11 protein-coding genes and 1 tRNA gene are annotated in these 10,259 nt (G+C 62.8%); 7 read left to right on the top strand and 5 right to left on the bottom strand.

Annotated features, from left to right (window positions below):
* Nucleotides 1-404: 404 nt before the first annotated feature.
* Together KIO76_RS02115 and KIO76_RS02110 are read left to right on the top strand one after the other, a co-directional pair.
* Nucleotides 405-1,463, top strand: coding sequence for a threonine aldolase family protein (locus KIO76_RS02115; protein ID WP_213321243.1), 1,059 nt, complete (start codon nucleotides 405-407; stop codon nucleotides 1,461-1,463).
* Nucleotides 1,464-1,631: 168 nt separating this feature from the next.
* On the top strand, nucleotides 1,632-2,405 hold the full coding sequence (locus tag KIO76_RS02110) for a hypothetical protein (RefSeq protein ID WP_213321242.1): 774 nt from the start codon (nucleotides 1,632-1,634) through the stop codon (nucleotides 2,403-2,405).
* A gap of 163 nt (nucleotides 2,406-2,568) precedes the next feature.
* On the opposite strand, the gene KIO76_RS02105 is transcribed toward KIO76_RS02110, so the two are convergent.
* The gene (locus KIO76_RS02105; RefSeq protein ID WP_213321241.1) at nucleotides 2,569-3,048 is read right to left on the bottom strand and encodes an Hsp20 family protein; all 480 of its coding nucleotides are present in this window, start codon (nucleotides 3,046-3,048) and stop codon (nucleotides 2,569-2,571) included.
* A 218-nt stretch (nucleotides 3,049-3,266) separates the two neighbouring features.
* Here KIO76_RS02105 and KIO76_RS02100 point away from each other — a divergent pair, with 218 nt between their 5' ends.
* The gene (locus tag KIO76_RS02100) at nucleotides 3,267-4,262 is read left to right on the top strand and encodes an alpha/beta fold hydrolase (protein ID WP_213321240.1); all 996 of its coding nucleotides are present in this window, start codon (nucleotides 3,267-3,269) and stop codon (nucleotides 4,260-4,262) included.
* On the opposite strand, the gene hisN is transcribed toward KIO76_RS02100, so the two are convergent.
* The gene (gene hisN, locus KIO76_RS02095) at nucleotides 4,229-5,011 is read right to left on the bottom strand and encodes a histidinol-phosphatase (protein ID WP_213321239.1); all 783 of its coding nucleotides are present in this window, start codon (nucleotides 5,009-5,011) and stop codon (nucleotides 4,229-4,231) included. The two genes, KIO76_RS02100 and hisN, sit on opposite strands and share 34 nt — an antisense overlap.
* Nucleotides 5,012-5,419: 408 nt before the next feature.
* The gene (locus KIO76_RS02090) at nucleotides 5,420-6,310 is read right to left on the bottom strand and encodes an N-formylglutamate amidohydrolase (protein WP_213321238.1); all 891 of its coding nucleotides are present in this window, start codon (nucleotides 6,308-6,310) and stop codon (nucleotides 5,420-5,422) included.
* A 158-nt stretch (nucleotides 6,311-6,468) separates the two neighbouring features.
* On the opposite strand from KIO76_RS02090, the gene cpdR reads away from it, so the two are divergent.
* The 4 genes from cpdR to KIO76_RS02070 all read left to right on the top strand — a co-directional run bounded on the left by cpdR (nucleotide 6,469) and on the right by KIO76_RS02070 (nucleotide 8,162).
* Nucleotides 6,469-6,828, top strand: a complete 360-nt coding sequence (gene cpdR / locus KIO76_RS02085; RefSeq protein ID WP_110376955.1) for a cell cycle two-component system response regulator CpdR — start codon at nucleotides 6,469-6,471, stop codon at nucleotides 6,826-6,828.
* Between the two features lie 271 nt (nucleotides 6,829-7,099).
* Nucleotides 7,100-7,174, top strand: a tRNA-Val gene (locus KIO76_RS02080).
* Between the two features lie 64 nt (nucleotides 7,175-7,238).
* Nucleotides 7,239-7,364, top strand: coding sequence for a type B 50S ribosomal protein L36 (gene ykgO, locus KIO76_RS02075; protein WP_110376954.1), 126 nt, complete (start codon nucleotides 7,239-7,241; stop codon nucleotides 7,362-7,364).
* A gap of 153 nt (nucleotides 7,365-7,517) precedes the next feature.
* Nucleotides 7,518-8,162 carry a tetratricopeptide repeat protein gene (locus KIO76_RS02070; protein ID WP_213321237.1) on the top strand — a complete coding sequence of 215 codons (645 nt, stop codon included), beginning with the start codon at nucleotides 7,518-7,520 and terminating at the stop codon, nucleotides 8,160-8,162.
* A gap of 84 nt (nucleotides 8,163-8,246) precedes the next feature.
* Here KIO76_RS02070 and pyk read toward each other — a convergent pair whose 3' ends face one another.
* On the bottom strand, nucleotides 8,247-9,677 hold the full coding sequence (gene pyk, locus KIO76_RS02065; protein ID WP_213321236.1) for a pyruvate kinase: 1,431 nt from the start codon (nucleotides 9,675-9,677) through the stop codon (nucleotides 8,247-8,249).
* Nucleotides 9,674-10,129: a DUF1036 domain-containing protein gene (locus KIO76_RS02060; RefSeq protein WP_213321235.1), complete on the bottom strand. Its 456-nt coding sequence runs from the start codon at nucleotides 10,127-10,129 to the stop codon at nucleotides 9,674-9,676. The genes pyk and KIO76_RS02060 overlap by 4 nt, the downstream gene beginning before the upstream one ends.
* Nucleotides 10,130-10,259: the final 130 nt, after the last annotated feature.

The raw sequence follows: 10,259 nt of genomic DNA, 5'->3' as shown, positions 1-10,259 counted from the left end.
CGTCCGCACCTCGGCGGGCGGCGACGAAACGTCGAGAGCCCGCTAGCCGCGCGTGAAGCGCGTAGCCGCTTTCTGGTCTCGTTTCGTTTTTACCGACCGTGCCATCGTCAAACCATCAACCGCTGTAGTTCGCTCGCAAGACAGAGCCTAATGGGACAGTATCACTGTCCTAACTCGTCGGAACATGCCAGATTTTTTTCCGCCGCACAAGCGCCCAATTAGGCGTGCGCATACACAAAGTTCTCCGATCGGCGTTGGGAACGAAATTTTGTGACCGTTTGCGCGCCAGTCGCAGAATGTTCATTCGTTCGCGTCCATTCGAAACTAGCCCTCAGTTGGCGCTTTTGCCACGCGGGTCGCACTCGCTATGCTGCTGAGGCCATGCGCTCGAGGAGAGAACGATCGTGAATTTCGGCAGTGACAATGTGGTGGGGGCGAGCTCCCGGGTGCTTGAGGCGCTGGTCGAGGCTAACCGAGGAACGGCAAGTGGTTACGGCACGGATGCGTTGACAGAAAGGGTCACTTCGCGCTTGTCGGCGATCTTTGAACGGGAGGTCGAGGTCTTTCTGGTAACGACCGGGACGGCCGCCAACGCGCTCAGCCTCGCCGCGATGACAGACCCGTGGGGCGCGGTGCTATGCCATGCTGATGCCCATGTTGCTACAGATGAATGCGGAGCCCCGGAATTCTTCACCGGCGGTGCGAAGCTCATCGGCCTGCCTGGTCTCTGCGGCAAGATGACGCCGACGACGGTTGAGGCTGCTCTGAGCGGCGGACATGCCCCGCCGCCCCACGCCGTCGTTCCGCAGGCTCTGTCGCTGACACAGGCCACGGAGGTGGGCACCGCCTATACGGCCCACGAGATCTCGGCGATCGCCGAGATTGCCCATGCCCATGGGCTTGGGGTTCATTTGGACGGCGCGCGCTTCGCCAACGCCCTGCTGCGCCTCGATGTTACGCCCGCCGCGATCACATGGAAGGCTGGCGTCGACATCATGTCTTTTGGCGCCACCAAGAATGGCTGTCTCGGCGTCGAGGCCATTGTGGTCTTTGACCGCGCCAGGGCACGCCATCTGGCGGAGCGCCGCAAACGATCCGGCCATCTCCTTTCCAAGGGGCGCTTTCTGGCGGCGCAGCTTGATTCCTATCTCGCCGGCGATCACTGGCTCGATCTCGCGCGTCATGCCAACGGAATGGCGGACAGGCTTGCGGACGGTCTCGCGGCGCGTGGCGCGCGAATCGCTCTGCCGGTGCAAGGCAACGAGGTCTTCGCGGTTCTTCCCCGAGCCATGCATGACGCGCTGCAGTCTAAAGGAGCGGTATACTATCGTTGGCCGGGCACAAGTGCACCGCCTGACCAGGCTCCTAGCGACGACGAAGTCCTGGTGCGGCTGGTGACCTCCTTCGCGACGACGGCCGAGGAGGTTGACGTGTTCCTCGAGGCTGCTGGTCATCGTGAATAAACTCTAAAGGCGCCGTATGCCCGCCTTAATCAATTCTAGAATCCGGCCCAACATCAGTATCGTGCGAGGTTAAATATGCCGGGCCAGAACACCGCCCAGCCGACCCTCCGTTCTGCACTGCCCGCCGCCTTTCTTGTGCGGTCAGCCGGCAAACGCCGATTTGGCAGAATGATCGCGTTCATCGCCCCAGCGGCCGTTGCGGCGGGGCTGTCCCTAGCGGCTGGCGTCCTGCCAGCTGCTGCACAATATTATTACGACAGGCCTCCTGGCTTCGAGGTGCCCATTCCGCCCGCCCCGGTGCCGGAAGCGCCCTGGGCGCGCCGCCCCTGGGCGCCCCCGCCCGGCGCCTATGACGACGACGCCATGCCACGCCGCGCTGTCGAAGCCAGTCTATCGCGGCAAGGTTTCTCCCTTGAAACGCCGCTGCGGCGTCGCGGTGACGTTTATATCGCGGAGGTCATGGATCGCCGGGGCACTATTCTGCGGCTCACGGTCGACGCCTATGAGGGAGTTATCATAAGTCGCCGGGTGATCGCCGAAGTCGTGCCGGATTGGGGTGAGCGGCCCAGAGCCCAGGCGCGTTGGCGCGACCCGGATTGGGATGACGATGCGTATGACAGCCGCGGCGGGGGGGACCAATACGCGGCACGCGAGCCGGATCCGCTGGTGATCCCGGCGCCTCCCATGCCGAAGGGAATTACCCCCAAGGCTACGTTGCCGAGGACCGCTCTACCGAAAATCCCTGTTCCGCCCGCTAGGCCTTCGGATCTCCAGTCCGATGCTGAGGAGGGCGACAGCGCGAAGCCGGCCTCGCCGCCGGTGGCACAAGCAACGCCTCTGCCGGCGGCGCCCGCTCCGGCGACGAAGTCCGAACCGGCTTCACCCGAGACGGTCGATATCGATCCACCCGATTTGCCGGAGGTCGGCGCGCCGTCATTCTGACGGTTGGACGATGTGGAGGGCAGAGCTTGCGCAAAAAAAGGCGCCTCGACGGAGGCGCCTTGAGGATTGGAGGTCTTGGTACAGGCAATCTTGGCTCAAGCGGACGGCGAAGCACCGTCCCGCCTGGTTGGCACCGGACGCCACGTCCGATGCCGGTTGACGCTTACGCCGCCACCTTCGGCTGCTCGATCACCTTGGGCTCGACGGATTTCGCCGTCTGCGAGGAGATCGGGATGAAGCGCGGCTTCTTGGCTTCCGGGATCTCGCGTACGAGATCTACGTGAAGAAGGCCGTGCTCAAGGAGAGCGCCCTTGACGAGCACATGGTCGGCGAGCTGGAAGCGGCGCTCGAAGGAGCGCGCGGCAATGCCCTGGTAGAGGACATCAGGTTTCTGTTCGCCTTCCGAGACCTTCTTTTCGCCGCGGATGGAGAGCGTGTTCTCCTTCACCTCAATGCTGAGGTCTTCATCCGTGAAGCCCGCGACGGCGACCGAGACGCGGTAGTCGTTCTCGCCGGTCCGCTCAATGTTGTAGGGCGGATAGGTCGATGCACTATCGACACCCGACGCCTGGTCGAGCAGCGAGAAGAGCCGGTCAAAGCCGACCGTGGAACGATAAAGGGGGGCAAAATCAAACTGACGCATAGCATATCCTCCTTAGAAGCGACATGCGGAGCACCCGCCGGTATGGCCGGGTGTCGCTCGTTATGCAGCCGCTGTCGGCCTGCATGACAAGGATTTGGGAAGGACGTTCTGGCATTTCAAGAGCTGTTGCGTGCTCTATCGTGGCCAGGCTGGCACGCGCGCGTTAGAATAGCGAAATCAGTAGGATACGGCTTGGTCTTGGTTGTTGAGAGGTCACCGTGGAGCTTTTCGCTACGCCCGACAATGCGATTCCGCCCGGTGCCGTCGTCACAACGGTGCCGACGAGCGACGGCGTGAATCTGCGTGTGGCGCGGTGGGCGCCGCGCGGGCGCAAGCGGCCCCGCGGAACCGTGCTCATTCTTCAGGGACGCGCTGAATTCATCGAGAAGTACTTCGAGACGGTGGGGGATCTCACACGGCGGGGCTTTGTCGTTGTGGCCTTTGACTGGCGGGGGCAGGGGGGATCTGACCACCAGCTTGCAAACTACCGCAAGGGCCATGTCGCTTCGTTCAGGCGCTACAGACGTGATCTGGACGCCGTGATCAACGAGATGCTCCTCATCCACTGTCCGGCGCCTTATTTTGCGCTCGCGCATTCGATGGGGGCTGCGATCCTCTTCGATGCGCTGAGTTCCGGCGAGGATCGCTTCGAGCGGACGGTGGCGCTTGCCCCCATGCTGGCGATCGCGCGGATCAGCCATCCCAGGGTGGTGCGCGGCCTTGCGGAAGGGCTTGGGTTCTTCGGGTTTTCCCGCTGGTTCATCCCTGGAGGCGGGGCGACACCACTTGGAACGAAGCCCTTCCTCGACAATCGCCTCACATCTGATCCCGTCCGCTACGGGCGGAACGCCGGTGTGGTCGCGGCCATGCCTGAGCTCGGGCTTGGTGATCCTACGATCGGCTGGGTGCGGGCAGCCTTCCGCTTCATGGCGGCCTTGAATACGCGCAAGAAGGCCGAGTCGATCACTGCGCAGGTGCTCGTGATCGCCGGGGGCGCTGACCCGGTGGTTTCGACTCCGGCCATCGAACGCTTCAGCCTGTATCTCAAATCAGGCCATGCGATCGTGTTGCCCGGCGCTCGTCACGAGCTTCTCATGGAGCGGGATGATATTCGCGAGGCCGTTTGGGCGGCATTTGACGCCTTCGTGCCCGGTACTGAGGATACCGGGCCGCTGACCTCTCAGGCCGACAGCAGCGACAGCGCCGCGGCGTGAATGCGGGGATCACCCGCGACGACGACGCTGCCTCCATCCGTTACAGGGCCGCCCTCCCAATTCGTCACGACGCCGCCGGCGCCTGTGATGATGGGGATGAGCGGGATGATATCGCAGGGTTTAAGGCCGGCCTCGATGACGAGGTCGATGTGGCCGGCGGCGACCATGCAGTAGGCATAGCAGTCATAGCCATAACGATGCAGCCGGCAGGCCTCCTCCACGCGCTTATAGGCCGTTAGCGTCTCGCCCTTGAACATATGGGGCGATGTGGTCGAGATCGTTGCCTCTGCCAGGCTTGGACAGGCGCGCGTCTTGAGGGCGCGATCGCCCGCCGGGCCGTGATACCGGGCACCTTGCCCATCGCCGACGAAGCGCTCGCCTGTAAAGGGCTGGTGCATGAGCCCGTAGACCGGCTGGCCCCTATGCTTCAGACCGATCAGCGTGCCCCATAGCGGCAGGCCTGAAATGAACGCCTTGGTCCCGTCGATCGGATCGAGCACCCAGACATATTCCGCGTCTGTTTCTTCCTCGCCGAATTCCTCACCGGAGATCCCGTGGGCGGGAAAAGTGGACTTGATCATCTGCCGCATGACGGCCTCTGCCGCCCGGTCGGCTTCCGTCACCGGGTCGAAGTCGCGCCCGTCCGACTTGTCATCCGCCCGGATCGCGGAACGGAAGAACGGCATGATCACCTGGCCGGAGCGGCTGGCGAGATCATCGGTAAAGCGGGCGATATCGACGACAGTCATTCTTGCGCCTCTGTCGGCTGGATTTGCCAATGGACTTTATACCGCGAGAGCCCACCCGCGAGGTCGGCTCACGGTGCGCCTCCCACTGAGTTTGAAGGACGGCTCGCCGGCAACACACACGATGTGACCCGCTTTAACCAGCTAAGCCTAAGACAGTGAATTCCTTTTTTAAGGATGTGCGCAAAAGTTTCGACAAGGCCCTTGTTTTTTGTGCGGTGCGATGGCATATTGTTGCAGTGCGGTACGGCAGCTGAGGTTGCTGTCCCGCTGCCCTCCTTGGGCGTTTCCTCCCTAGACTTGGGCCGCGCACGCAAGTGGGCGGCCTTTTTTCTTGTCGCACAAGTTTTGCGCATGGCTCTCGTCCGCAGCAGCGCTGTGTGAGCCGGCAGGAGCTTCGGGCGAGGCTTTTTATTCAGCCGCGATGGCGCGGGGCGCCAAATCGTCCGGAAGTGCAGCCAACACCTTGATCAAGACCTGCTTCAAGTCCGTGGCGACTTTCTCGAAATCCGTCGAGCGCTCCAGCGTCCGCTCGTTCATGTAGAGCGCCCGGTTCGTTTCGATCTGGAGCGCATGGCGGCGGGCATTCGGCTCGCCATAATGCTCTGTGATGAACCCGCCCGCGTAGGGCTTGTTGCGCACGACGCGATAGCCGCGCCCTCGCAGTTCTTGTTCGACTCGTTGCGTGACGCTGCTCGCGCAACTCGTGCCGTAGCGGTCTCCGAGGACGAAATCCGCCCGAAGCGGCTCCTCGCGCGAAGCGCCGACCGACGGCATGGAGTGGCAATCCACGAGGAGAACGCTGCCAAACTGTCGCAGAGTACGCGACATCAGCTGTCGCAGGGTGCGGTGATAAGGCTTGTACAACCACTCGATCCGCCGCAAAGCCTCACTGACGGCAAGCTTCTCCCGATAGATCTCCTGACCGTCGCCGACGATGCGGGGCACGGTGCCGAGGCCGCCTGCGACGCGCAACGAACGCGTGTTGGCGAAGGGCGGCAAGCGGCCCTCGAACATCCGCGGGTCGAGCTCGTAGGGCTCGCGATTGACGTCGAGATAGGCGCGCGGGAAGCTCGCGCTCAGGAGTGGTGCGCCAAGATCCACCACGGCACCGAAGAGAGCGTCCACATGGGTGTCCTCGGAACGGCGCAGGCTGAACGGATCGAGCCGCGCGGTCGCAAGGAAGGCCTTCGGGTAGATGCGGCCGGAATGGGGGGCGTTGAAGACCGCAGGTACGGTCTGCTCCCGAGGCTCCATGACCTGAAAGGGCGATTCGAATTCCGGTTCGACAGGGTAGGACATGCCAACAATCAATTGTTAGGTCAGAAGCGCATCGCAGCGTCACCAATTTGGCTTTTTTGGGCCTGCATGTCCATTGAAGCCCTGGTCCTTCACCGCCTGTTTACGTCAGCGCGGCTTTATGGAGGAAACGTGGTTCGAGGTAATGCGTATTGAACGCCATGAACAAAATTCTTCTCGCAGAAGATGACAACGATATGCGGCGCTTTCTGGTGAAGGCTCTCCAGAACGCCGGATATGACGTCGCTTCCTTCGACAACGGCCTTTCAGCCTACCACAGGTTGAGGGAGGAGCCTTTCGAGCTTCTTCTGACCGACATCGTCATGCCGGAGATGGACGGCATCGAACTGGCGCGGCGCGCGACAGAACTCGATCCGGATATAAAGGTGATGTTCATCACCGGTTTCGCGGCGGTCGCCCTCAATGCCGACTCGCAGGCTCCGAAGGAGGCCAAGGTGCTTTCCAAGCCCTTCCACCTGCGCGAACTCGTCAACGAGGTGGAGAAACTTCTGGCCGCTTGAGTGGACGTTCCACAGGCCTGCCACAAAAGCTTCATCAGGAGCGTTTGGGTGGCTTGCGCTTCCGATCATGTCGAGCTATATCGGCGGCCTCGGATGTGACCCGTACACATCTTCCGGCAAGCGGGCCGGGCCTTCCAGCCCTACCGTTTCCGGTTTCGCCGGTGTTTCCCCTCTTGCGCGCCTCTTGGGTGCCGCATAAAAGGGGCCAGCAGGTGGCGAACCAGTCACTCGTCTGCTCGGGTCGGCCACCAGGCTGATTTTTGTGGACTTAGGGCGCGTAGCTCAGCGGGAGAGCACTACGTTGACATCGTAGGGGTCACAGGTTCGATCCCTGTCGCGCCCACCATCACTTTCATTGGCCACGTCGCGGGAGCTTTGCTTCCAAGGCTGGCTTGTCGGAGACCACGGACATGAAAATCCGCAACTCGCTCAAATCGGTCCGCGGCCGTCATCGCGACAACCAGCTCGTGCGCCGCAAGGGCCGGATCTACGTCATCAACAAGACTCAGAAGCGCTACAAGGCTCGTCAGGGCTAATCGCGTTTCGGCTTATTGCTGTCGCTAAGCTTGAGGTGCCCGACCAAATGGTCGGGCTTTTTGCGTTTCCGGCAGGGGCCACTCACACACTCGTGCGAGGGGACGCGCTGGCGTGGTTTTGACCCGGGCGGCCTTCGGGCCTACATTGATGCCATGCGGAATGCGTCCTTTCATCTCGCGACGGCTTTTGGTGCGTCCCTTCTTATCGCGGCCCTCGCGCCGCTAAGCGGCCTCGCTCAGGCGGATGCAGGCCGGCCGGGAGGGGGGGAACCCGTGCCCCCCGGAGCCTCGGCTGATGCGCCCCCCTCGGATTCGCGGCGGGCGATGCTCGATGAGCTGTTTGCGCGTTTGGCAGCGTCGCAGGATGAAGAGGAAACCAAGGGCATCACACGGCTCATCGAGCGGCGGTGGCTGCAATCGGGCAGCGATACGGCCGACCTCCTCATGAGCCGCGCCATTGCGGCCGCTAGTGCCGACAAGGATGAACTGGCGATCGAGTTGCTCGACCGTGTGGTTGTTCTCCAGCCGAATTGGGCGGAAGCCTGGAACAAGCGGGCGGTGGTCTTCACGTCGCTGGGCGACGACGAGCGGGCTATCCTCGATCTGCGCCGCGCCGTTGCGCAGGAACCACGCCATTTTACGGCCTGGACGGGTCTTGGTGTTCTATTCCGCAAGGCCGGAGACAAGAAGAGTGCTCTGGCCGCCTTTCGGCAGGCGCTGGCGATCGCGCCACACCTGCCCGATGTCGAGAAGCTGGCCGCACAGCTCGAGATCGAGGTCAACGGCCGCGACATCTGATCGTCGCAAGTTGGTCTGCCAGCCGGAGCACCAGCAAATTATCTCAGAAACAGCGGATATGCCTCAATCTAAGATGACCACGCTCTAGGCGCTGCCGTCGGCGCCTATGAAAGCGATGCGGAGCGTGTTGGTCGCGCCGGGATGGCCGAAGGGGATGCCGGCTGTGACGATGACGCGCTGGCCTTTCTCCGCGAAGCCCTCCTCGCGGGCGAGGCGGCATGCCCGGTCCGTCATATCGTCCAGGTTCCGGGCATCATCCGTCACGAGGGCATGTACCCCCCAGGCCACCGCCAGTCGGCGAGCAGCGTTGATATTGGGCGTCAGCGCGAGCACGCTGGTCGCCGGCCGCTCGCGTGAGATGCGCAGACCCGTTGTGCCGGAGGAGGTCCACGCAATGATAGCCTTGAGCCCCAGCGTCTCGGCGATGCTGCGCGTGGCGTTAGCGATAGCGTCGGCCGCAGTCGCCTCAGGCTCCGTGCGCTGGTTGTGGATGATGGTGCTGTAGTTCGGGTCGGCTTCCACTTCTTCCGCGATGCGGTTCATGGTGGAAACCGCCTCCACGGGATAGTCGCCCGATGCGCTTTCGGCGGACAGCATGACGGCGTCGGCGCCTTCAAAGACGGCGGTCGCTACGTCGGAGACCTCCGCGCGGGTGGGCACGGGGGTCGTGATCATCGATTCGAGCATCTGTGTTGCGATGACGACTGGCTTGCCTTGGGCGCGCGCCGAGCGCGTGATCAGCTTCTGGATCCCTGGTACCTTTTCGAGTGGCATCTCGACGCCCAGGTCGCCGCGCGCGACCATGAGGCCATCAGAGGCCTCGATGATCTCGGCGAGGCGTGCGACGGCCTGCGGCTTCTCGATCTTGGCCATCACGAGGGCGCGCCCGCGCGTGACCTTGCGCACCTCCGCGATATCTTCTGGCCGCTGAACGAAAGACAGCGCGATCCAGTCGACCCCCACATTCACAGCCGCCTCGAGATCCGACTGGTCCTTTGCTGTCATGGCGGACACGGGGATAGTCGTGTCAGGCAGGCTGACACCCTTGCGGTTCGAAATCTTGCCGGCGACGAGGACACGCGTGGTCGCTTTGCCCTTGGCGACGCTCTCGACGACCAGTTTGATCTTGCCATCATCGATCAGGAGCGTGTGACCCGGCTCCAGGGCCGCGAGGATTTCCGGATGGGGCAAGTGGACGCGCTTGGCGCTGCCCGGCTTGTCGTTGCCGTCCAGGACGAAGGTATCACCCTGCTTCAGCACCTCCGAGCCGTTCTCGAACATGCCGATGCGCAGCTTCGGCCCTTGCAGGTCGACGAGGACACCGACCGGCCGGCCGAATGTCTGCTCCACGGAGCGGATGTCGGCCACGCGCTTCGGCAGGTCCTCGCGGGCGGTATGGCTCATATTGATGCGGAAGATGTCGGCGCCTGCCTGGAAAAGGCGGGCGATCATCGCAGGATCATTGGACGCAGGCCCGAGTGTCGCTAGGATCTTTACGCGGCGCATGCGTCTCATTGCGGTCTGCTCCCAGGTCTGTTCGCGTCGGTGAGTTGTACCGTCCAGCTCTTCTGCTGCCCTGTATCGACTTCAAAGAAGCCGTTGCGATCGAAGCCGCGCGCCAGGCAATCCTCCGTCCCGCGAACGCTGAACTCTCGTTCGCGCGTGCAGAGGAACGATTGGCCGGTCCACTCGCCGCCCCGGTCATAATCGACGGCGTAAACATAGTAGAAGCGCGCCGCCAAAGGACCGCGCAGGAGGGTCTGGCAACTGCGCACACCAAGATTCCACCATCCCTCGCTCACCCAGCCCTGGCCGTCACGATAGCCCAGCGCCACGCCGACGCGACTCGACGTCATGTTGCATAGCCGCAGATCCGCCTTCGCCGGACTCGCCAGCGCGATTGCACCCATGCCTAGGCACAGCGGTACCAGGAGGCCCCGAACAATGGACAGATAAGGAAGTTTCATGGCGAAGCAGTGACTTTCTGATATGCCCCATGTGCCTGCTTTCGCGCTGTCATGTCAACGCGGGCGCAGCAGGGTTCGGGGCTTGCGCGGAGCCGGTCGTCAGGGCCTCTGCGGGATAGAAAAGCATTCC

This window comes from Chelatococcus sp. YT9, from assembly GCF_018398315.1.
Taxonomy (GTDB): domain Bacteria; phylum Pseudomonadota; class Alphaproteobacteria; order Rhizobiales; family Beijerinckiaceae; genus Chelatococcus.
This window is presented reverse-complemented; position numbering and strand designations above follow the sequence as displayed.